Source organism: Winslowiella sp. 2C04 (assembly GCF_050037805.1).
GTDB classification, from domain to species: domain Bacteria; phylum Pseudomonadota; class Gammaproteobacteria; order Enterobacterales; family Enterobacteriaceae; genus Erwinia; species Erwinia toletana_A.
The window spans coordinates 84,120-105,954 of sequence record NZ_CP188300.1; the positions used below are offsets into that span (position 1 = coordinate 84,120).

General features: G+C 52.8%; 16 protein-coding genes, 1 tRNA gene and 2 rRNA genes. 16 read left to right on the forward strand and 3 right to left on the reverse strand.

Annotated elements, in window-relative coordinates; translation table 11 throughout:
• Positions 1–12 precede the first annotated feature (12 nt).
• From ubiJ to hemB, 7 genes are all read left to right on the forward strand, one after another.
• A complete protein-coding gene (ubiJ, locus tag ACP3TC_RS00410) occupies positions 13–618 on the forward strand; it encodes a ubiquinone biosynthesis protein UbiJ (RefSeq protein ID WP_313854358.1) in 606 nt (201 codons plus the stop codon).
• Positions 615–2,252 (forward strand): ubiquinone biosynthesis regulatory protein kinase UbiB, encoded by a 1,638-nt coding sequence (gene ubiB, locus ACP3TC_RS00415; protein ID WP_426817307.1) that lies wholly within the window; start codon positions 615–617, stop codon positions 2,250–2,252. Before ubiJ ends, ubiB begins: the two co-directional genes overlap by 4 nt.
• A gap of 116 nt (positions 2,253–2,368) precedes the next feature.
• Positions 2,369–2,620: a Sec-independent protein translocase subunit TatA gene (gene tatA, locus ACP3TC_RS00420; RefSeq protein WP_313854356.1), complete on the forward strand. Its 252-nt coding sequence runs from the start codon at positions 2,369–2,371 to the stop codon at positions 2,618–2,620.
• Between the two features lie 3 nt (positions 2,621–2,623).
• Positions 2,624–3,169, forward strand: a complete 546-nt coding sequence (gene tatB, locus ACP3TC_RS00425; protein WP_313854355.1) for a Sec-independent protein translocase protein TatB — start codon at positions 2,624–2,626, stop codon at positions 3,167–3,169.
• 2 nt (positions 3,170–3,171) lie between these two features.
• Positions 3,172–3,924 carry a Sec-independent protein translocase subunit TatC gene (gene tatC / locus ACP3TC_RS00430; protein ID WP_313854353.1) on the forward strand — a complete coding sequence of 251 codons (753 nt, stop codon included), beginning with the start codon at positions 3,172–3,174 and terminating at the stop codon, positions 3,922–3,924.
• Positions 3,925–4,017: 93 nt separating this feature from the next.
• Positions 4,018–4,800, forward strand: a complete 783-nt coding sequence (gene tatD / locus ACP3TC_RS00435) for a 3'-5' ssDNA/RNA exonuclease TatD (RefSeq protein WP_313854351.1) — start codon at positions 4,018–4,020, stop codon at positions 4,798–4,800.
• 74 nt (positions 4,801–4,874) lie between these two features.
• On the forward strand, positions 4,875–5,897 hold the full coding sequence (gene hemB, locus ACP3TC_RS00440; protein WP_313854349.1) for a porphobilinogen synthase: 1,023 nt from the start codon (positions 4,875–4,877) through the stop codon (positions 5,895–5,897).
• 74 nt (positions 5,898–5,971) lie between these two features.
• Here the strand turns inward: hemB and rfaH are convergent, their stop codons facing one another.
• A complete protein-coding gene (gene rfaH, locus ACP3TC_RS00445; RefSeq protein ID WP_313854348.1) occupies positions 5,972–6,460 on the reverse strand; it encodes a transcription/translation regulatory transformer protein RfaH in 489 nt (162 codons plus the stop codon).
• A gap of 283 nt (positions 6,461–6,743) precedes the next feature.
• Between rfaH and ubiD the strand changes: the two genes are divergently transcribed.
• Positions 6,744–8,228: a 4-hydroxy-3-polyprenylbenzoate decarboxylase gene (gene ubiD / locus ACP3TC_RS00450; RefSeq protein ID WP_313854346.1), complete on the forward strand. Its 1,485-nt coding sequence runs from the start codon at positions 6,744–6,746 to the stop codon at positions 8,226–8,228.
• A 47-nt stretch (positions 8,229–8,275) separates the two neighbouring features.
• Positions 8,276–8,977 carry an NAD(P)H-flavin reductase gene (fre, locus tag ACP3TC_RS00455; RefSeq protein ID WP_313854344.1) on the forward strand — a complete coding sequence of 234 codons (702 nt, stop codon included), beginning with the start codon at positions 8,276–8,278 and terminating at the stop codon, positions 8,975–8,977.
• Between the two features lie 93 nt (positions 8,978–9,070).
• Here fre and fadA read toward each other — a convergent pair whose 3' ends face one another.
• Entirely contained in the window at positions 9,071–10,234 is a 1,164-nt protein-coding gene (gene fadA / locus ACP3TC_RS00460; RefSeq protein WP_426817308.1) for an acetyl-CoA C-acyltransferase FadA, read from the reverse strand.
• A 10-nt stretch (positions 10,235–10,244) separates the two neighbouring features.
• Entirely contained in the window at positions 10,245–12,431 is a 2,187-nt protein-coding gene (gene fadB, locus ACP3TC_RS00465) for a fatty acid oxidation complex subunit alpha FadB (RefSeq protein ID WP_313854342.1), read from the reverse strand.
• Between the two features lie 188 nt (positions 12,432–12,619).
• Here fadB and pepQ point away from each other — a divergent pair, with 188 nt between their 5' ends.
• From pepQ to ACP3TC_RS00500, 7 genes are all read left to right on the forward strand, one after another.
• Positions 12,620–13,951 carry a Xaa-Pro dipeptidase gene (gene pepQ, locus ACP3TC_RS00470; RefSeq protein ID WP_426817309.1) on the forward strand — a complete coding sequence of 444 codons (1,332 nt, stop codon included), beginning with the start codon at positions 12,620–12,622 and terminating at the stop codon, positions 13,949–13,951.
• Positions 13,951–14,568: an IMPACT family protein gene (locus ACP3TC_RS00475; protein ID WP_426817310.1), complete on the forward strand. Its 618-nt coding sequence runs from the start codon at positions 13,951–13,953 to the stop codon at positions 14,566–14,568. Before pepQ ends, ACP3TC_RS00475 begins: the two co-directional genes overlap by 1 nt.
• A gap of 35 nt (positions 14,569–14,603) precedes the next feature.
• Entirely contained in the window at positions 14,604–16,055 is a 1,452-nt protein-coding gene (gene trkH / locus ACP3TC_RS00480) for a Trk system potassium transporter TrkH (RefSeq protein ID WP_313854339.1), read from the forward strand.
• Positions 16,056–16,073: 18 nt separating this feature from the next.
• On the forward strand, positions 16,074–16,610 hold the full coding sequence (gene hemG / locus ACP3TC_RS00485) for a menaquinone-dependent protoporphyrinogen IX dehydrogenase (RefSeq protein WP_313854338.1): 537 nt from the start codon (positions 16,074–16,076) through the stop codon (positions 16,608–16,610).
• Positions 16,611–17,012: 402 nt separating this feature from the next.
• Positions 17,013–18,555: ribosomal RNA gene (locus tag ACP3TC_RS00490) — 16S ribosomal RNA — on the forward strand.
• 72 nt (positions 18,556–18,627) lie between these two features.
• Positions 18,628–18,703, forward strand: a tRNA-Glu gene (locus ACP3TC_RS00495).
• A 210-nt stretch (positions 18,704–18,913) separates the two neighbouring features.
• Positions 18,914–21,822 (forward strand): 23S ribosomal RNA (locus ACP3TC_RS00500).
• The 16S and 23S rRNA genes sit together here with 1 tRNA gene alongside, the layout of an rRNA operon.
• The last annotated feature ends 13 nt before the right edge of the window (positions 21,823–21,835 follow it).

The following is a 21,835-nucleotide window of genomic DNA, read 5'->3' on the forward strand; positions in this document are numbered from 1 at the left end:
TCGGGAAAGCGAATGACTTTAACGCCGCTGTTAACCGCTGGTCTGGAGACCGCGCTTAATCAAATTCTGTATCGCGATCGTGGCCTGAAAGCGGCGCGTCAACGACTGACTGGCAAGACTCTCGCCTTCGATCTGCAGGAGCTGTCTCAGCCGTTGACGCTGGTGTTTAGCGAAAACCAGGTCGATGTGCTGGGCGACTGGCAGGATGCGACCGACTGCACCGTTAAAACCCGTTTTTCTGTGCTGCGTAAATTACGCGATCGTCAGCAGCTTACCGCATTGATTCGCAGCGGTGAGCTGGAAGTGGACGGCGATCTGCAAGTGGTGCAGCAGTTCTCCGCGCTTTTTGATATGGCTGAGCTGGATCCAGCAGAGTATCTGGCTCCGTGGGTTGGCGATATCGCCGCGCAAGGTATCAGCCAGTTTGCCCGCCGTGGTTTCAATTTCCTGCGCAACGATATTCAGCGCAAACAAAGCTATGCGGCTCAGGTGTTAACCGAAGAGTGGCGCGTGGCGCCCGGTGCTTTAGAACTGGCCTGGTTTGCTGAAGAAGTTGATGCCGTAAACCGTTCACTGGACGCATTAAGCGCCCGGTTAGACTCGCTGGAGGCGAAATGACGCTGGGAGAAATTCGCCGGCTGTATTACATCATCAAGGTGTTTCTCAGTTACGGTCTTGATGAACTGATCCCACGTACTCGCATTACTCTGCCAATTCGGCTGTGGCGACGTTGTGTGTTCTGGATCCCCAATACGCACAAGGAAAAGCCGCTGGGCGCGCGTCTGCGTATGGCGCTGGAGCAGCTGGGGCCGGTGTGGATTAAGTTCGGTCAGATGATGTCAACGCGACGCGACCTGTTTCCGCCGCAGATTGCCGATCAGTTGGCGATGTTGCAGGACCGGGTAGCGCCTTTTGATGGTGAGCTGGCGCGTCGTCAGATTGAGCTGTCGCTGGGCTCGACGATTGAAACCTGGTTTGACGATTTCGAGATCAAACCGCTGGCGTCCGCTTCTATCGCTCAGGTGCATACCGCCACGCTGAAAGAAAATGGCAAACAGGTTGTCATCAAGGTGATTCGCCCGGATATCCTGCCGGTAATCAAAGCGGATATGAAGCTGATTTATCGTCTGGCACACTGGGTTCCGCGTCTGTTACCCGATGGCCGCCGTCTGCGCCCGGTAGAAGTGGTCGCTGACTATGAAAAAACCTTGATCGATGAGCTGAATTTACTGCGCGAAGCGGCAAATGCCATTCAGCTGCGCCGTAATTTCGACAACAGCAAAATGCTGTATGTGCCTGAAGTCTGTTCCGATTATTGCAGTGAATCGATGCTGGTGATGGAGCGCATTTACGGTATTCCGATTTCAGATGTGGTGTCGCTGGAGCAGCATGGCGTCAACATGAAGCTGTTAGCCGAGCGTGGCGTGCAGGTGTTCTTTACCCAGGTATTCCGCGACAGTTTCTTCCATGCAGATATGCATCCCGGCAATATTTTCGTCAGCTATGAGCACCCGGAAGATCCGCAATATATCGGTATCGACTGCGGAATTGTCGGCTCACTGAACAAAGAAGATAAGCGCTATCTGGCTGAAAACTTTATTGCTTTCTTCAATCGTGATTATCGTAAAGTGGCGGAGTTGCATGTTGATTCCGGCTGGGTACCGCTGGATACCAATGTCGAAGATTTTGAGTTTGCCATCCGCACCGTCTGTGAGCCGATTTTTGAGAAACCGCTGGCTGAGATCTCCTTTGGTCATGTGCTGCTGAACCTGTTTAATACCGCCCGACGTTTCAATATGGAAGTGCAGCCGCAGTTGGTGCTGTTGCAGAAAACCCTGTTGTATGTCGAAGGCGTCGGGCGTCAGCTCTATCCGCAGCTTGACCTGTGGAAAACCGCCAAGCCGTTCCTCGAAGACTGGATTAAAGACCAGGTTGGCATTCCGGCGATTGTGCGCGCGCTGAAAGAAAAAGCGCCGTTCTGGGCGGAAAAGTTGCCTGAGTTACCGGAACTTTTTTACGACAGTCTGCGTCAACATAAACGTTTGCAACATAGTGTTGATAGGCTGGTTACCGACATGAATGTTCAACGCACGCGCCAGCATCAGTCACGTTTCCTGTTTGGTATCGGTGTCACGCTGCTGGTAAGCGGCACGGCAATCCTGTTAACCCATCCGGAATGGGATGTACTGCCGGCAGTGATGATGGCGGGTGGTCTGGTGTCATGGCTGATTGGCTGGCGCAAGACCCAATGATTGTCATAAACGGTAAAAAGACGCGTTAAGCTAAGCGTCTTCGTCGCGACCCTGCGGGTAGTTGTTATATACTGCCAGCATCAGCGTTTAATTAATTTAATCCAGAGGCAAATAACATGGGCGGTATCAGTATTTGGCAGTTGTTAATTATTGCCGTGATCGTCGTACTTCTGTTTGGTACCAATAAGTTACGTACGCTTGGTTCCGATTTAGGTTCATCCATCAAGGGCTTTAAGAAAGCCATGAGCGATGATGAACAAAAAGAGAAAGACTCCCAGGATGCCGATTTCAATGCCAAAACTCTGGCAGATAAACCGCATACTGACGCGAAAAGCGAAGAAGTTAAGAACGACAAAGACAAGGTGTAAGCCGTGTTCGACATAGGTTTTAGTGAACTGGTATTGGTGTTCGTTATCGGGCTGGTAGTACTGGGCCCGCAGCGATTACCGGTTGCGGTCAGAACCGTGGTCGGCTGGATTCGTGCGCTGCGTTCGCTGGCATCAAGTGTGCAAAATGAACTGGCGCAAGAGTTGAAGTTGCAGGAGCTGCAAGACAGTCTGAGAAAAGTCGAGCAGGCCAGTAAAGACTCATTGTCACCTGAGCTGAAAGAGTCGATGGAAGAGCTGAAAAAAACAGCGGAGTCGATGAAGCGGACTTATCTTGGCGACAACGAAAAAGCGGATGACGAAGCCCATACCATCCACAATCCTTTGGTGAAAGATCCGAAGGAGTCTCATGAAGGCGTGACGCCTGCTGCTGCGGATGGTCAGGCCACCGCTCCCGCACAGGCTCCTGCAGCGGTGATCCCGGATGCTATGCCAGAAACGGCAGGCCAAGCGGAACCGGTCGTCAAGACTGAAACCACTGCACCCGCGCGCACTCCAGCCTCAACCACTCCTACAAGCGGTGAACGTTAAACATGGCAGTTGAAGATACCCAACCGCTGATCAGTCATCTGATAGAGCTGCGTAAGCGCCTGCTAAACTGCATTATCGCAGTGTTAGTCATCTTTCTGGCACTGGTTTATTTCTCCAATGATATCTATCAAATCGTTTCCGCACCGCTAATCAAACAGCTGCCTGCCGGTGCCAGTATGATCGCCACTGACGTTGCATCACCGTTTTTTACGCCTATCAAGCTGACGATGATTGTTTCGGTATTTATTGCAATACCGGTCATTCTGCATCAGGTGTGGGCGTTTGTTGCGCCGGCGCTTTACCGCCACGAGCGCAGGCTGGTGATGCCGTTGCTGTTTTCCAGCTCGGCGCTGTTCTATCTCGGCATGGCGTTTGCCTATTTCGTCGTCTTCCCGCTGGCGTTTGGCTTTTTTGCTAAAACTGCACCGGAAGGCGTGCTGATAGCCACTGATATTAATAACTACCTTGATTTCGTCATGGCGCTGTTTATGGCGTTTGGCGTCTCATTCGAGGTGCCTATTGCCATTGTATTGTTGTGCTGGACGGGCGTGACTACCCCGGAAGATCTGAAGGCAAAACGTCCTTATGTGCTGGTTGGTGCGTTTGTGGTCGGTATGTTACTGACGCCGCCGGACGTTCTTTCGCAAACTTTGCTCGCTATTCCGATGTACTGCCTGTTTGAAGTCGGCGTATTCTTTGGTCGGTTCTATGTAGGAAAAGGTCGTCAGGATAAGGAACAGGAATCCGAATCCTGATTATCAGGAGAACCAGGAGATTCCGGCCTTGCCGCGAGGAATTTAAAGTCATAGCCAACCGCCCGTAAGGGCGGTTACTGTTTGGAAAGAAATATGTTTGATATCGGTGTAAACCTGACCAGTACGCAGTTCTCTAAAGACCGCGAGAAGGTGGTAAAACGTGCGCGTGAGGCGGGCGTAACCGGCATCCTGATTACCGGCACCAATGCGCTGGAAAGTCAGCAGGCGCAGAGCCTGGCGCAGCTGCATCCGAATTACTGTTGGTCTACCGCCGGCGTTCATCCCCACCATGCCAGCGAATGGTCGGGCGAAACCGCCGCGACCTTACGTCGCCTGACGGAAAGTGAGCAAGTGGTGGCAATAGGTGAATGCGGACTGGATTTTAACCGCAACTTTTCTGCCCACGATCAGCAGGAGTATGCGTTTGACGCGCAGCTGGCGTTAGCCGCAGAACTGGCGATGCCGGTTTTTCTGCACTGTCGTGATGCCCATACGCGTTTCGTCGAGATTTTAAAACCGTGGATAGCGAAGCTGCCCGGTGCGGTGGTGCACTGCTTTACCGGCACCCAGCCAGAACTGGAAGAGTGCCTGGCGCTGGGTTTATCCGTCGGTATTACCGGTTGGGTATGCGATGAACGTCGCGGCCTGCAACTGCGGGAACTGTTACCGCTGATTCCGGCAGAGCGACTGCTACTGGAAACCGATGCGCCTTATCTGTTGCCCCGGGATATGAGACCACGGCCGCCATCCCGCCGCAATGAACCTTGTTTTCTGCCGCATATCGTTCAGCAGGTCGCCGCCTGGCGTGGTGAAGATGCTGAATGGTTAGCACAGCAGACCACTAAAAATTCGCGGAATCTGTTTAATATCACTTAGAACAGGTCCCACCCATACTGGCGTTCAGGCGTTATCATTGCCGCCTGTAGCGCCTTTCACAGGAGTTTTATCTGATGAGTTTTGCTTTCCCAGGAGCCTTTCCAGGCCGCCGTCTGCGTCGCGTTCGTCGTCATGATTTCAGCCGTCGTCTGGTCGCCGAAAACCAACTGACGGTAAATGACCTGATCTATCCGGTATTTGTGATGGAAGGCCATAACAAGCAGCAGGAAGTGCCTTCGATGCCGGGTGTCTTCCGCATGACCATTGATGTGCTGGTTAAAGAAGCGGAAGTTATCGCCAAACTGGGTATCCCGGTACTGTCCCTGTTCCCGGTGATTGAAGCCGACAAGAAATCCCTGCATGCGGAAGAAGCTTATAATCCGGACGGGTTGGTGCAGCGTGCAGTGCGTGCGCTGAAAGCCGCGGTGCCAGAGCTGGGCCTGCTGACTGATGTGGCGCTCGATCCGTACACTACCCACGGTCAGGATGGCATTATCGACCAGCATGGCTACGTGATTAACGATATCAGCAAAGAGATTCTGGTACGCCAGGCTTATTCTCACGCCGAAGCTGGTGCTGAGATTCTGGCACCGAGCGACATGATGGATGGCCGTATTGGCGCGATTCGCGACCGGCTGGAGCTGGACGGTCTGGTGAATACGCAAATCATGGCTTACTCAGCGAAATATGCTTCCTGCTACTACGGTCCATTCCGCGATGCAATCGGTTCATCCGGCAATCTGAAAGGTGGCAACAAGCTGACTTATCAGATGGACCCGGCCAACAGCGACGAAGCGCTGCAGGAAATTGCTCAGGATCTGCAAGAAGGCGCAGATATGGTGATGGTGAAGCCGGGTATGCCGTATCTGGATGTGATACGCCGCGTTAAAGATAGCTTTGGCGTACCAACCTTTGCTTATCAGGTTTCTGGCGAGTATGCGATGCATATGGCGGCGATTCAGAATGGCTGGCTGGCAGAGAAACCGGCGGTGATGGAGTCACTGCTGTGCTTTAAACGCGCAGGCGCGAACGGCATTCTGACTTACTTCTCAAAACGTGTAGCCCAGTGGTTACACGATGAGCAGATGCAGCGCTAGAAAGCGGATTCAGAACGGGCGGCGATAACTGTCGCCCTGTAAATCTCGGCAGAGGTATGCTGTTGCACGACTGTTCACAGCTTATTAAATAGCTTGTTATCCACGCTGCGAACAATCTGTTTGTTCAGCAGATTAAGCAGTAACATCGAGCGCGCTTCACCATCCGGTTCGGTGAAGATGGCCTTCAGTCCTTCAAAAGTCCCGTCAATAATCAGTACTTCATCGCCCGGTTGTGGCGTCTCAGGGTCGACCATATTTTGCGGTGTTTCAGTTTGCAGCACGCTAATCACATCCTGCGGCACTGTTGCTGGCAGGGCACCAAATCGTACGAAGTGGCTAACGCCACGGGTGGCGCTAATCGTCGTGGTGTGAATGGCTTCGGGATCAAACTCAATAAAAAGATAGTTGGGGAACAGTGGCTCACTGACGGTGGTACGTTTGCCGCGCACGATCTTTTCCATGGCGATCATTGGACTAATACAGTGCACAGATTGACGCTCAAGATGCTCTTTAGCGCGCAAGAGTTGACCACGTTTGCAGTACAGTAAATACCAGGATTCCATAAGTTCACTTTCTCATAACCGGAGGCTAAGAATAACAAAACCGCTGTGTAAGTTGTAGCAGCATCGCGCGTTTTGACTGGATGGGTTATGTTACGTGATCTACGAAATATCCGAAGTTATGGCGTTAAGCCTGCGGGTGTTTAGTGGGGCGTTTGTTACGTTACGCACAATTGGAAATTGACGCGCCCGCTTCACCTGTATCAGACTCGGGGGAACAAAAACAAGCATGCCCGATGATTCAGCCTTATAATGGCCGATTCACCGGCCGTAATGATGGAAAGGCATGAAATACCACGACTTACGCGACTTCATTTCTCTGCTGGAAAAACGCGGGGAATTAAAACGAATCAGTCTTGAGATCGATCCCGAACTGGAAATGACCGAGATCGCCGATCGCACCCTGCGTGCTGGCGGCCCGGCGCTGCTGTTCGAAAATCCCAAGGGTTATGATATGCCTGTGCTTTGCAATCTGTTCGGCACGCCAAAACGCGTGGCGATGGGTATGGGCCAGGAGGATGTTGGCGCATTGCGCGAAGTCGGTAAGTTACTGGCATTTCTGAAAGAGCCTGAGCCACCAAAAGGCTTCCGCGATCTGTTTGATAAAATGCCGCAGTTCAAACAAGTGCTGAATATGCCGACCAAACGGCTGCGCAATGCGCCATGCCAGGAAGAGATCTGGCAGGGTGATGACGTGGATTTATCGCGTATTCCGGTGATGAAGTGCTGGCCGGAAGATGCCGCACCGCTGATTACCTGGGGTCTGACCGTTACGCGCGGTCCGGAAAAAGAGCGTCAAAACCTCGGTATTTATCGCCAGCAGGTCATTGGTAAAAACAAGGTGATTATGCGCTGGCTGTCTCATCGTGGCGGCGCACTTGATTTTCAGGAGTGGTGCCAGGCTCATCCCGGCGAGCGTTTCCCGGTATCGGTGGCGCTGGGTGCCGATCCTGCCACTATTTTAGGCGCGGTGACGCCGGTTCCTGATTCGCTTTCTGAATATGCCTTTGCTGGCCTGCTGCGTGGCACTAAAACCGAAGTGGTTAAGTGTATCTCCAACGATCTTGAAGTCCCTGCCAGTGCTGAGATTGTACTTGAAGGCTATATCGAAGCCGGTGAAATGGCGCCGGAAGGGCCGTATGGCGACCATACCGGTTACTATAATGAAATCGATAACTTTCCTGTTTTCACCGTAACGCACATAACGCAACGCCGTAATGCCATCTATCATTCAACCTATACTGGTCGTCCACCGGATGAACCTGCGGTGTTGGGTGTGGCATTAAACGAAGTGTTCGTGCCGATTCTGCAAAAGCAGTTTCCCGAAATTGTCGATTTCTACCTGCCGCCAGAAGGATGCTCTTATCGCCTGGCAGTAGTGACGATGAAAAAGCAGTATGCCGGACATGCCAAGCGCGTGATGATGGGCGTCTGGTCATTCCTGCGGCAGTTTATGTACACCAAGTTTGTGATTGTCTGTGATGATGATGTGAATGCGCGCGACTGGAATGATGTGATTTGGGCGATCACCACGCGTATGGACCCGGCGCGCGATACCGTGCTGGTTGAGAATACGCCTATCGATTATCTCGACTTTGCTTCACCGGTTTCCGGTCTGGGTTCAAAAATGGGTTTAGATGCCACCAATAAATGGCCTGGCGAAACGCAGCGTGAATGGGGTAGGCCGATCGTTAAAGATCCGGCGGTTACCGCACGCGTTGATGCTATTTGGGATGAGTTAGCTATTTTTAATCAATCGCCACAGCGTTAATACGCCGTAGCGAACTCATGATAATGACGACCCGACAGAGGGAACGCATGACAATATTGAGCTGTAAAGTGACCTCGGTTGAGGCTATTACCGATACTGTGTACCGAGTCCGCCTGGTGCCGGAAGCTGATTTCAGTTTCCGTGCTGGTCAGTACCTGATGGTAGTGATGGATGAGCGTGATAAGCGCCCATTCTCACTGGCTTCAACCCCGATGGAAAAAGATATTATTGAGCTGCATATCGGTGCTTCCGAGCTGAACCTGTATGCGATGGCGGTAATGGAGCGCATTCAGCAACAGCGTGAAATCACCGTTGATATTCCGCATGGCGATGCCTGGCTGCGTGAAGAGGGCGAGCGCCCACTGATCCTGATTGCCGGTGGCACCGGCTTCTCTTACGCCCGTTCAATCCTGTTGACCGCGCTGGCCGAGCAGCCGCAACGCGATATCGCCATTTATTGGGGTGGACGTGAACTGAAGCACCTGTACGATCTGGAAGAGCTGAACGCGCTGGCGGTTAAGCATCCTAATCTGAAGGTCATTCCGGTCGTTGAGCAGCCTGAAGCGGGTTGGGAAGGGCGCAACGGTACGGTATTAACTGCGGTGATGCAGGATTACGCTACGCTGAGCGAGCACGATATTTATATTGCTGGCCGTTTTGAAATGGCGAAAATTGCCCGCGATCGTTTCTGCGCCGAACGCGGTGCGCTGGAAGCGCATATGTATGGCGATGCCTTCGCGTTTATTTAAGCCCGCCGGGCAAGCCGCTGGTTTGCCCGTCAAAAACGAAAAAACCCGCCCCTGACAGGCGGGAAAAGAAACAAGTACGACAATTTCAACGTATCAGATGCGTTCGAATACCGTGGCAATACCCTGGCCGAGACCAATGCACATGGTCGCCAGACCAAATTGCGCATCACGACGCTCCATCAGATTCAGCAGTGTCGTGCTGATGCGCGCGCCGGAACAACCGAGCGGATGACCGAGCGCAATCGCGCCACCGTTCAGATTCACCTTTTCATCTATCTTATCCAGCAGGCCCAGATCCTTAATACACGGCAGCGTCTGCGCGGCAAAGGCTTCATTCAGTTCGAACAGATCGATATCGCTGACGCTCAGCCCTGCGCGTTTTAGTGCCAGTTTCGATGCCGGAACCGGGCCATAGCCCATAATGGAAGGATCGCAGCCGACGACCGCCATTGATTTAATCCGTGCGCGAGGCGTCAGGCCTAAATCTCTGGCGCGGGATTCGCTCATCACCAGCATCGCGGCAGCGCCATCAGAGAGTGCCGACGAGCTGCCGGCGGTGACAGTGCCATTTGCCGGATCAAACGCCGGGCGCAGAGCGGCCAGCCCGGCCACGTTAGTCTCCGGGCGAATAACCTCATCAAAATCATAACGCTTCAGTACGCCGTCAGCATCATGGCCGGAAGTGGCGACGATTTCATTGCGGAAATGTCCGGCCTGAGTCGCGGCCCATGCGCGCTGATGAGAGCGGGCGGCAAACTGATCCTGCATCTCACGGCTTATCTGGTGCATGCGCGCCAGCATCTCGGCGGTAAGACCCATCATGCCTGCGGCTTTGGCAACGGTGCGGCTCAGCCCGGGATGAAAATCAACACCGTGGCTCATCGGGACATGGCCCATATGTTCGACGCCGCCAATTAAGCAGGCTTGCGCATCGCCGACCATAATGGCGCGCGCCGCATCGTGCAGGGCCTGCATCGATGAACCGCACAGGCGATTAACGGTAGTGGCCGGAACATTATGTGGGATCTCAGCCAGCAGCGCCGCGTTACGCGCTATATTAAAACCTTGTTCAAGCGTCTGCTGCACACAGCCCCAATAGATATCGTCGAGTGAAGCCGCTTCCAGTGCCGGGTTGCGGCTTAACAGCGCACGCATCAAATGGGCGGAAAGATCTTCAGCGCGCACGTGGCGGAAGGCTCCACCTTTTGACCGGCCCATTGGCGTGCGGATTGCATCAACAATGACAACGTTTTCCATTATTATTTCCTCACGCGATTTTCAGGTCGGCATCGGCCATTGGTTCTGCTGGCGGATACCAGCACTCATTGCGCTGCGCTTTTGCTTCCAGGCCTGCCGGCAGCTGATACAGCGCACCGAGGCTGGCAAACTGCCGTGCCTGGTCAGCAAATTGCGCATTACCTTGCGTATCGAGATAACGGAATACGCCACCGTGGAATGGCGGAAAACCGAGACCATACACCAGCGCCATATCGGCTTCCGCCGGGCTGGCAATAATGCCTTCTTCCAGGCAACGTACTACTTCGTTAATCATCGGAATCATCATGCGCGCGATGATCTCTTCATCGCTGAATTCACGCGTTGGCTGACTGACGTTTTGCAGCAAGCTACCAACGTCGGCGTCGTCGACTTTCTTCGTTTTCCCTTTGGCATCTGTCTGCCAGCGATAAAATCCCAGCTGATTTTTCTGGCCGTAACGACCTTCATCAAACAGCACGTCGATGGCATCGCGATAATCTTTCTTCATGCGTTCAGGGAAACCGTCGGCCATCACGCTCTGCGCGTGGTGAGCGGTATCAATGCCCACGACATCCAGTAACCACGCCGGGCCCATTGGCCAGCCAAACTTTTTCTCCATCACTTTATCGATTTGACGGAAGTCGGCACCGTCGCGCAGCAACAGGCTGAAACCGGCAAAATAGGGGAACAGCACGCGGTTGACGAAGAAACCGGGGCAATCATTCACCACAATCGGTGTTTTACCCATTTTGCTGGCCCAGGCCACGACTTTAGCCAACGTGGCTTCTGAGGTTTTCTCGCCGCGAATCACTTCAACCAGCGGCATACGATGTACCGGATTAAAGAAGTGCATACCGCAGAAGTTTTCCGGACGTTGCAGGGATTTCGCCAGATAGCTGATGGGAATGGTTGAGGTATTAGAGGCGAGGATGGTGTCGTCGCGTACCTTACTTTCAGTTTCGGCCAGCACCGCGGCTTTTACTTTCGGATTCTCGACGACCGCTTCCACTACCACGTCAACCCGCTCGAAACCGTTATAGTCGAGAGTCGGCTGAATAGTGGCAATCACGCTGGCGAGTTTCATGCCGTCGATTTTTCCGCGCTCCAGCTGCTTGTTCAGCAATTTAGCCGCTTCATTTACGCCGAGATTCAGTGATTTCTGGTTAATATCTTTCATGATCACCGGCACGCCTTTTGATGCCGACTGATAGGCAATGCCGCCCCCCATAATACCAGCGCCGAGCACGGCTGCCTGCTGCGGTGTGGCAATATCGCGCGTCAGTTTTTTCGCTTTGCTTTTCAGATATTGATCGTTGAGGAAAATACCGACCAGCGCACGGGCTTCATTTGAACGAGCCAGAGGAACAAAGGCCTGGGTTTCCAGCTTCAGCGCGGCATCGCGTGTCAGACCGGCGGCGGCTTCAATGGTTTTCACAGCGCGAATCGGTGCCGGATAGTGTTTGCCTGCGGTCTGAATAACCATGCCTTTGGCGATGGTGAAACTCATTGCGGCTTCAATTGCGCTGAGCTTCAGCGGCTCCAGCTTCGGCTGACGGCGTGCGCGCCAGCTTTGCGGCTCAGCAATGGCTTCTTTCAGCATCGCAATCGCGCCATCACGCAGCTTTTCCGTAGCCACGACGGCATCGACCAGTCCGATAGCTAATGCGCGACTGGCATCAACATCTTTGCCTGCGGCAATAATCTCCAGCGCGCTGTCCGCACCCAGCAGACGTGGCAGTCGCACCGATCCGCCAAAGCCCGGCATAATACCCAGTCTGGTTTCCGGCAGGCCGATGCGGGTATCTGGCGTGGCGATACGCAAATCGGTTGCCAGCACACATTCGCAGCCGCCGCCCAGCGCATAGCCGCTGATGGCAGCAAGGGTTGGTACCGGCAGATCTTCCAGACGGTTGAAAATAGAGTTGGCAAAATTCAGCCACTGTTCAAGCTTCTCCGCCGGAGCGGCAAACAGTGATAAGAATTCGGTAATATCGGCACCGACAATAAACGCCGGTTTGGCTGAAGTTAACAACAGACCTTTCAGGTCAGTTTGTTTTTCCAGCACGCTAATCGCTTCGCCCAGACTGGCGACAGTTTTGGTATCCAGCTTGTTGACCGAGCCAGGTGCATCAAATACCAGCTCGGCAATGCCATCATCGAGCCAGCGCAGAGAAAGGGTTTCGCCTTGGTAGAGCATGTCAGTCTCCTGAAACAGCGATAAAGGGATCTGGTCATACCAGATGATCGTGAGTGTGGGTTTGATGTTAACTATTTGCAAATGGAAGTTTGCTGATTTGCTAACAAGATCACAGCTGCGGCATAACGGCATCGTCTGCCTGGCTGTGATAAGATGCGGGCACTTTTTAGTGCGACGGAGAGAAGTAAATGGACTCACTGGTTACGCTGTATAAAGATCATATTTCTGTGCTGCAACAGCGCGCGCAGCAGGTGTTAGCGCGTTTTAAACTGGATGCGATGCTGATCCATTCCGGGGAGTTACTGACGGTTTTCCTCGACGACCATAGCTATCCCTTCAAGGTTAATCCGCAGTTCAAAGCCTGGGTGCCGGTGACACAGGTGCCTAACTGCTGGTTATGGGTAGACGGTGTCAATAAGCCGAAACTGTGGTTCTGGTCGCCGGTCGATTACTGGCATAACGTCGAGCCGTTGCCACAAAGTTTCTGGACGGATGAAATCGAAATTGTTCAGCTGAAAAATGCTGATGAGATCGCACAGCTGCTGCCCGCAGCGCGCCAGAATGTCGCCTATATTGGCCCGGTGCCACAGCGTGCAACTCAGCTGGATATTCAGGCCGATCGTGTTAATCCGCAAGGCGTGCTGGATTACCTGCACTATCATCGCTCATATAAAACCGATTATGAGCTGGCCTGTATGCGCCAGGCGCAGAAGGTAGCCGTGCTCGGCCATCGCGCAGCGAAAGAAGCGTTTCTGTCCGGCATGAGTGAGTTCGATATTAACGTTGCCTACTTGTCCGCTACCGGTCATCGTGACACCGATGTACCTTATGGCAATATCGTGGCACTCAACGAACACGCTGCAGTGCTGCATTATACTCAGCTGCAACAGCAGCCACCTGAGCAGCTGCGTAGTTTCCTGCTCGATGCCGGTGCGGAATATAACGGTTACGCTGCTGACCTGACGCGTACCTATGCCGCGCAGAGCGACAGTCTGTTTGCTGAGCTGGTTAATGACCTGAACAGTGAAGAGCTGGCGCTGATCGATACGCTGAAAGCGGGCGTGCGCTATACCGAATATCATGAGCAAATGCATCAGCGCATTGCCAGACTGCTGCTTAAACATCAGTTGGTGAAAGGGCTGAGTGAAGAAGCGATGGTGAAAGAGAATCTGACCGGCCCGTTCCTGCCACACGGTTTAGGCCATCCGCTGGGATTACAGGTGCATGATGTTGCCGGGTTTATGCAGGACGACCGTGGTACTCATCTGGCTGCGCCGCAGCAGTATCCTTATCTGCGCTGCACGCGGGTGCTGGAGCCGCGGATGGTGTTAACTATCGAGCCAGGCCTTTATTTTATTGATTCGTTGCTGGCTCCGTGGCGTGAAGGTAAATACAGCCAATATTTTGACTGGGAACGTATCGATAGCCTGAAACCTTATGGCGGCATTCGTATCGAAGATAATGTGGTGATTTACGATAACCGTGTGGAAAATATGACGCGCGACCTGAACCTTGCCTGATGAATGCGTATGACATTCCCGCTGAGCCGTTGAGCGTCAGTGAAGAAATCATTAAGAAAAGCCGCTTTATTACGCTGTTGGCCCATACCGACGGCGTTGAAGCGGCGCGCGCTTTCGTTCAGCAAGTTAAAAGCGAACATCCTGCGGCCCGGCATCACTGCTGGGCCTGGGTTGCCGGTGCGCCGGAAGATTCACAGCAATTGGGTTTCTCTGATGATGGTGAACCTTCTGGTACGGCAGGTAAGCCAATGCTGGCCCAGTTGATGGGAAGTCATATTGGAGAAATTACCGCAGTGGTCGTGCGCTACTACGGCGGTATTCAGCTCGGTACTGGCGGATTAGTTAAAGCGTATGGCGGCGGCGTTCAGCAAGGCTTAAAGCAGCTGTCGCGCCAGCTAAAAGTACCGATGCAGCCGTTCAGGTTAAGCTGCGACTATGCCCAACTGGCTGATATCGAAAGAATGATTAAGCGCTTTGATGGCAAACTGCTGGACAGCGAGTTTCTCGATGTGGTTTCGATCAGTCTGGCGCTACCCTATGCGCAGATTGCCGGATTTACGCAGAATCTGTCAGACTTTAGTCGGGGCGCATTGCAGCTCATCCCGATAAAACAATAATTTCCCTCTATTTGTCAGGTTAAGGAAACGGCTGAATGCATATTCGCGCCATTACCCGCATCGTCGGTTTGTTGGTCATATTGTTCTCCGGAACCATGATCGTCCCTGGTCTGGTGGCATTGATCTATCGGGACGGCGCTGGTCGTGCATTCAGTCAAACCTTCTTTATGGCATTGATTATCGGTGCGCTGCTGTGGTGGCCTAATCGCAAAGAGAAAAGTGAATTAAAGCCGCGTGAAGGCTTTTTGATTGTGGTGCTGTTCTGGACGGTACTGGGAAGCGTCGGGGCGATGCCATTTATCTTCTCCGAGCAGCCTAACCTCAGTGTGACGGATGCCTTTTTTGAATCCTTTTCCGGCCTGACCACTACAGGAGCTACCACACTGGTGGGGCTTGACTCGTTACCGAAAGCCATCCTGTTTTACCGGCAAATGTTGCAATGGCTTGGTGGTATGGGAATCATTGTGCTGGCGGTAGCCATTCTGCCGATTCTCGGCGTCGGTGGGATGCAGCTCTATCGCGCCGAAATGCCCGGGCCACTGAAAGACAATAAGATGCGCCCACGTATTGCCGAAACGGCTAAAACGCTGTGGCTGATTTACGTATTGCTGACCGTAGCCTGTGCGGTGGCATTGTGGGCGGCTGGCATGTCGCTGTTCGATGCAATTGGCCATAGCTTCTCGACTATCGCTATTGGTGGTTTTTCTACCCATGATGCCAGCATTGGCTATTTTAACAGCCCGACCATCAACACTATTATTGCCATTTTTCTGTTGATTTCGGGTTGTAACTACGGTCTGCACTTCTCTTTACTCAGTGGCCGTAACCTTCGGGTCTACTGGCGTGATCCTGAGTTCCGTATGTTTATCGGCGTGCAGTTGACGCTGGTGGTAGTCTGTACTCTGGTGCTGTGGTTCCATGACGTTTATCAGACCGGTTTGCAGACGCTGAACCAGGCATTTTTCCAGGTGGTATCAATGGCGACCACCGCCGGTTTCACTACTGACAGCATTGCGCGCTGGCCACTGTTTTTACCGGTGCTGTTGCTGTGTTCTGCTTTTATTGGTGGCTGTGCCGGTTCAACTGGTGGTGGCCTGAAGGTCATTCGTATCCTGCTGCTGTTTAAGCAAGGCTCGCGCGAACTGAAAAGACTGGTGCACCCTAATGCGGTTTACACCATTAAACTGGGTAACCGTGCCTTGCCCGAGCGTATCCTGGAAGCGGTATGGGGATTCTTCTCAGCCTATGCGCTGGTATTTATCCTTAGTATGCTGGCAATCATTGCCACTGGCGTTGACGATTTCTCCGCATTTGCGGCGGTAGCGGCTACGCTTAATAACCTTGGCCCAGGGCTGGGTGTGGTGGCCGATAACTTCACGTCGATGAATGACGTGGCGAAATGGATTTTGATTGTAACGATGCTGTTTGGGCGTCTTGAAGTATTCACGTTACTGGTGCTGTTTACCCCGACCTTCTGGCGTGAATAATAACAACGAGTAAAACCTATGAAAGCGCTAATTCTTTTTTCCAGCCGTGAAGGCCAGACGCGTGAAATTGCCTCTTATATCGCTAACAGTATAAAAGAGGAGATGGAGTGTGACATTTTCAATATTCTGCGTGTCGAAGAGATCAACTGGTCGCAGTACGATCGGGTGCTAATCGGCGCATCAATCCGCTACGGTCATTTCCATCCGATGGTAGCGAAATTCGTTAAGCGTCACTTGCCGGAATTACAGCAACGCGTCAGCGGTTTCTTCTCGGTCAATCTGACCGCGCGGAAAGCCGAGAAGCGCACTCCACAAACTAATGCCTACACCCGCAAGTTTCTGCTGCATTCTCCGTGGCAGCCAGATTGCTGTGCGGTATTCGCTGGTGCGCTGCGTTACCCGCGATATCGTTGGTTCGATCGGACGATGATTCAGCTTATTATGCGCATGACCGGCGGCGAAACTGACACAACTAAAGAAGTGGAATATACCGACTGGGCACAAGTGGGCCGTTTTGCTCACGAATTCGCTCATTTACCCGGCAAAGTGCAGTAAAAAAACGCGCTTTGTTGAAAATTAAATCGGTCAGAATGTTTTTTCTAATAAACACTTGTCACCCGTCGGAAACTGCCTATAATGCGCCTCCATCGACACGGAACAACGGCTTACAGGCCACGGTGTTGAGAGGTTCAGGAAGTTCTGAACCGCCGGAGAAAAACTTCTGAAAAAGAGGTTGACTCTGAAGGAGGAAAGCGTAATATACGCCACCTCGCAACAGCAAGCCAAATCGCTGATTGCACTGCTCTTTAACAATTTATCAGACAATCTGTGTGGGCACTCGCAGGGTTGATATCGCAAACCATCTTCGGATGGAAAAAATTTGAAATATCAAGTCTCAAGAGTGACTACTATATTCATTACGAATAACAGTTTTAATTCTTTGAGCATCAAGCTTTTTAATTGAAGAGTTTGATCATGGCTCAGATTGAACGCTGGCGGCAGGCCTAACACATGCAAGTCGAACGGTAGCACAGGGGAGCTTGCTCCCTGGGTGACGAGTGGCGGACGGGTGAGTAATGTCTGGGGATCTGCCCGATGGAGGGGGATAACTACTGGAAACGGTAGCTAATACCGCATAACGTCGCAAGACCAAAGTGGGGGACCTTCGGGCCTCACACCATCGGATGAACCCAGATGGGATTAGCTAGTAGGTGGGGTAACGGCTCACCTAGGCGACGATCCCTAGCTGGTCTGAGAGGATGACCAGCCACACTGGAACTGAGACACGGTCCAGACTCCTACGGGAGGCAGCAGTGGGGAATATTGCACAATGGGCGCAAGCCTGATGCAGCCATGCCGCGTGTATGAAGAAGGCCTTCGGGTTGTAAAGTACTTTCAGCGGGGAGGAAGGGATGAGGGTTAATAACCTTCGTCATTGACGTTACCCGCAGAAGAAGCACCGGCTAACTCCGTGCCAGCAGCCGCGGTAATACGGAGGGTGCAAGCGTTAATCGGAATTACTGGGCGTAAAGCGCACGCAGGCGGTTTGTTAAGTCAGATGTGAAATCCCCGGGCTCAACCTGGGAACTGCATTTGAAACTGGCAAGCTTGAGTCTCGTAGAGGGGGGTAGAATTCCAGGTGTAGCGGTGAAATGCGTAGAGATCTGGAGGAATACCGGTGGCGAAGGCGGCCCCCTGGACGAAGACTGACGCTCAGGTGCGAAAGCGTGGGGAGCAAACAGGATTAGATACCCTGGTAGTCCACGCCGTAAACGATGTCGACTTGGAGGTTGTGCCCTTGAGGCGTGGCTTCCGGAGCTAACGCGTTAAGTCGACCGCCTGGGGAGTACGGCCGCAAGGTTAAAACTCAAATGAATTGACGGGGGCCCGCACAAGCGGTGGAGCATGTGGTTTAATTCGATGCAACGCGAAGAACCTTACCTGGCCTTGACATCCACGGAATTCGGCAGAGATGCCTTAGTGCCTTCGGGAACCGTGAGACAGGTGCTGCATGGCTGTCGTCAGCTCGTGTTGTGAAATGTTGGGTTAAGTCCCGCAACGAGCGCAACCCTTATCCTTTGTTGCCAGCGAGTAATGTCGGGAACTCAAAGGAGACTGCCGGTGATAAACCGGAGGAAGGTGGGGATGACGTCAAGTCATCATGGCCCTTACGGCCAGGGCTACACACGTGCTACAATGGCGCATACAAAGAGAAGCGACCTCGCGAGAGCAAGCGGACCTCATAAAGTGCGTCGTAGTCCGGATCGGAGTCTGCAACTCGACTCCGTGAAGTCGGAATCGCTAGTAATCGTAGATCAGAATGCTACGGTGAATACGTTCCCGGGCCTTGTACACACCGCCCGTCACACCATGGGAGTGGGTTGCAAAAGAAGTAGGTAGCTTAACCTTCGGGAGGGCGCTTACCACTTTGTGATTCATGACTGGGGTGAAGTCGTAACAAGGTAACCGTAGGGGAACCTGCGGTTGGATCACCTCCTTACCTATGTGAAGATACCCGCGCAGTGCCCACACAGATTGTCTGATAGAAATTAACGAGCAAAAGAACCACAGAGTCCCCATCGTCTAGAGGCCCAGGACACTGCCCTTTCACGGCTGTAACAGGGGTTCGAATCCCCTTGGGGACGCCATACTCTGATAACGAAGTGAAAGACGTTATCAAAAAATATCTTAAAGCTGACTTTCGAGTCAGGTTTTAAGATATTGCTCTTTAACAATCCGGAACAAGCTGAAAATTGAAACGACGCGTCGTCTCATTTCTCCGTAATAAGAAATGAATCGCGATGTGTTCGAGTCTCTCAAATGCTTGCAACCGCAGTGGAAACACTTGTGGGTTGTGAGGTTAAGCGACTAAGCGTACACGGTGGATGCCCTGGCAGTCAGAGGCGATGAAGGGCGTGCTAATCTGCGATAAGCGACGGTAAGCCGATATGAGGCGCTACAACCGTCGATACCCGAATGGGGAAACCCAATGCAATTCGTTGCATTATCATTAAGTGAATACATAGCTTAATGAGGCGAACCTGGGGAACTGAAACATCTAAGTACCCAGAGGAAAAGAAATCAACCGAGATTCCCCCAGTAGCGGCGAGCGAACGGGGAACAGCCCAGAACCTGAATCAGTTTGTGCAGCAGTGGAAGCCTCTGGAAAGTGGCGCGATACAGGGTGATAGCCCCGTACACGAAGCTGCACTTATTGTGAGTTCGATGAGTAGGGCGGGACACGTGACATCCTGTCTGAATATGGGGGGACCATCCTCCAAGGCTAAATACTCCTGACTGACCGATAGTGAACCAGTACCGTGAGGGAAAGGCGAAAAGAACCCCGGCGAGGGGAGTGAAACAGAACCTGAAACCGTGTACGTACAAGCAGTGGGAGCCTTGATTTATCAGGGTGACTGCGTACCTTTTGTATAATGGGTCAGCGACTTATATTCTGTAGCAAGGTTAACCGTATAGGGGAGCCGCAGGGAAACCGAGTCTTAACTGGGCGTTAAGTTGCAGGGTATAGACCCGAAACCCGGTGATCTAGCCATGGGCAGGTTGAAGGTTGGGTAACACTAACTGGAGGACCGAACCGACTAATGTTGAAAAATTAGCGGATGACTTGTGGCTGGGGGTGAAAGGCCAATCAAACCGGGAGATAGCTGGTTCTCCCCGAAAGCTATTTAGGTAGCGCCTCGTGAACTCATCTCCGGGGGTAGAGCACTGTTTCGGCTAGGGGGCCATCCCGGCTTACCAACCCGATGCAAACTGCGAATACCGGAGAATGTTATCACGGGAGACACACGGCGGGTGCTAACGTCCGTCGTGAAGAGGGAAACAACCCAGACCGCCAGCTAAGGTCCCAAAGTCATGGTTAAGTGGGAAACGATGTGGGAAGGCACAGACAGCCAGGATGTTGGCTTAGAAGCAGCCATCATTTAAAGAAAGCGTAATAGCTCACTGGTCGAGTCGGCCTGCGCGGAAGATGTAACGGGGCTAAACCATGCACCGAAGCTGCGGCAGCGACACTATGTGTTGTTGGGTAGGGGAGCGTTCTGTAAGCCGTCGAAGGTGGACTGTGAGGTCTGCTGGAGGTATCAGAAGTGCGAATGCTGACATAAGTAACGATAAAGCGGGTGAAAAGCCCGCTCGCCGGAAGACCAAGGGTTCCTGTCCAACGTTAATCGGGGCAGGGTGAGTCGACCCCTAAGGCGAGGCTGAAAAGCGTAGTCGATGGGAAACAGGTTAATATTCCTGTACTTGGTGTTACTGCGAAGGGGGGACGGAGAAGGCTAGGTTATCCGGGCGACGGTTGTCCCGGTTTAAGCGTGTAGGCTTGCATTCCAGGCAAATCCGGAATGCTTTAAGGCTGAGGCGTGATGACGAGCCACCACGGTGGTGAAGTAACTGATGCCATGCTTCCAGGAAAAGCCTCTAAGCTCCAGGTAACACGAAATCGTACCCCAAACCGACACAGGTGGTCAGGTAGAGAATACCAAGGCGCTTGAGAGAACTCGGGTGAAGGAACTAGGCAAAATGGTGCCGTAACTTCGGGAGAAGGCACGCTGGCGCGTAGGTGAAGGGACTTGCTCCCGGAGCTGAAGCCAGTCGAAGATACCAGCTGGCTGCAACTGTTTATTAAAAACACAGCACTGTGCAAACACGAAAGTGGACGTATACGGTGTGACGCCTGCCCGGTGCCGGAAGGTTAATTGATGGGGTTATCCGCAAGGAGAAGCTCTTGATCGAAGCCCCGGTAAACGGCGGCCGTAACTATAACGGTCCTAAGGTAGCGAAATTCCTTGTCGGGTAAGTTCCGACCTGCACGAATGGCGTAATGATGGCCAGGCTGTCTCCACCCGAGACTCAGTGAAATTGAACTCGCTGTGAAGATGCAGTGTACCCGCGGCAAGACGGAAAGACCCCGTGAACCTTTACTACAGCTTGACACTGAACATTGAGCCTTGATGTGTAGGATAGGTGGGAGGCTTCGAAGCGTGGACGCCAGTCTGCGTGGAGCCAACCTTGAAATACCACCCTTTAATGTTTGATGTTCTAACCTGGCGCCGTAATCCGGCGTGGGGACAGTGTCTGGTGGGTAGTTTGACTGGGGCGGTCTCCTCCTAAAGAGTAACGGAGGAGCACGAAGGTCAGCTAATCACGGTCGGACATCGTGAGGTTAGTGCAATGGCATAAGCTGGCTTGACTGCGAGAGTGACGGCTCGAGCAGGTGCGAAAGCAGGTCATAGTGATCCGGTGGTTCTGAATGGAAGGGCCATCGCTCAACGGATAAAAGGTACTCCGGGGATAACAGGCTGATACCGCCCAAGAGTTCATATCGACGGCGGTGTTTGGCACCTCGATGTCGGCTCATCACATCCTGGGGCTGAAGTAGGTCCCAAGGGTACGGCTGTTCGCCGTTTAAAGTGGTACGCGAGCTGGGTTTAGAACGTCGTGAGACAGTTCGGTCCCTATCTGCCGTGGGCGCTGGAGAATTGAGAGGGGCTGCTCCTAGTACGAGAGGACCGGAGTGGACGCATCACTGGTGTTCGGGTTGTCATGCCAATGGCATTGCCCGGTAGCTAAATGCGGAAAAGATAAGCGCTGAAAGCATCTAAGCGCGAAACTTGCCTCGAGATGAATTCTCCCTGACTCCTTGAGGGTCCTGAAGGGACGTTGAAGACTACGACGTTGATAGGCCGGGTGTGTAAGCGCAGCGATGCGTTGAGCTAACCGGTACTAATGACCCGTGAGGCTTAACCTTACAACGCCAGAAG

Bases quoted from the DNA above. Each gene is read 5' to 3' on its own strand.
- tatD (WP_313854351.1), top strand. From the start codon at position 4,018: ATGTTTGATATCGGTGTAAACCTGACCAGTACGCAGTTCTCTAAAGAC.
- hemG (WP_313854338.1), top strand. From the start codon at position 16,074: ATGAAAGCGCTAATTCTTTTTTCCAGCCGTGAAGGCCAGACGCGTGAA.
- rfaH (WP_313854348.1), bottom strand. From the start codon at position 6,460: ATGGAATCCTGGTATTTACTGTACTGCAAACGTGGTCAACTCTTGCGC.
- ubiB (WP_426817307.1), top strand. From the start codon at position 615: ATGACGCTGGGAGAAATTCGCCGGCTGTATTACATCATCAAGGTGTTT.
- pepQ (WP_426817309.1), top strand. From the start codon at position 12,620: ATGGACTCACTGGTTACGCTGTATAAAGATCATATTTCTGTGCTGCAA.
- tatC (WP_313854353.1), top strand. From the start codon at position 3,172: ATGGCAGTTGAAGATACCCAACCGCTGATCAGTCATCTGATAGAGCTG.
- ACP3TC_RS00475 (WP_426817310.1), top strand. From the start codon at position 13,951: ATGAATGCGTATGACATTCCCGCTGAGCCGTTGAGCGTCAGTGAAGAA.
- fadB (WP_313854342.1), bottom strand. From the start codon at position 12,431: ATGCTCTACCAAGGCGAAACCCTTTCTCTGCGCTGGCTCGATGATGGC.
- trkH (WP_313854339.1), top strand. From the start codon at position 14,604: ATGCATATTCGCGCCATTACCCGCATCGTCGGTTTGTTGGTCATATTG.
- fre (WP_313854344.1), top strand. From the start codon at position 8,276: ATGACAATATTGAGCTGTAAAGTGACCTCGGTTGAGGCTATTACCGAT.
- ubiD (WP_313854346.1), top strand. From the start codon at position 6,744: ATGAAATACCACGACTTACGCGACTTCATTTCTCTGCTGGAAAAACGC.
- hemB (WP_313854349.1), top strand. From the start codon at position 4,875: ATGAGTTTTGCTTTCCCAGGAGCCTTTCCAGGCCGCCGTCTGCGTCGC.
- ubiJ (WP_313854358.1), top strand. From the start codon at position 13: ATGACTTTAACGCCGCTGTTAACCGCTGGTCTGGAGACCGCGCTTAAT.
- tatA (WP_313854356.1), top strand. From the start codon at position 2,369: ATGGGCGGTATCAGTATTTGGCAGTTGTTAATTATTGCCGTGATCGTC.
- fadA (WP_426817308.1), bottom strand. From the start codon at position 10,234: ATGGAAAACGTTGTCATTGTTGATGCAATCCGCACGCCAATGGGCCGG.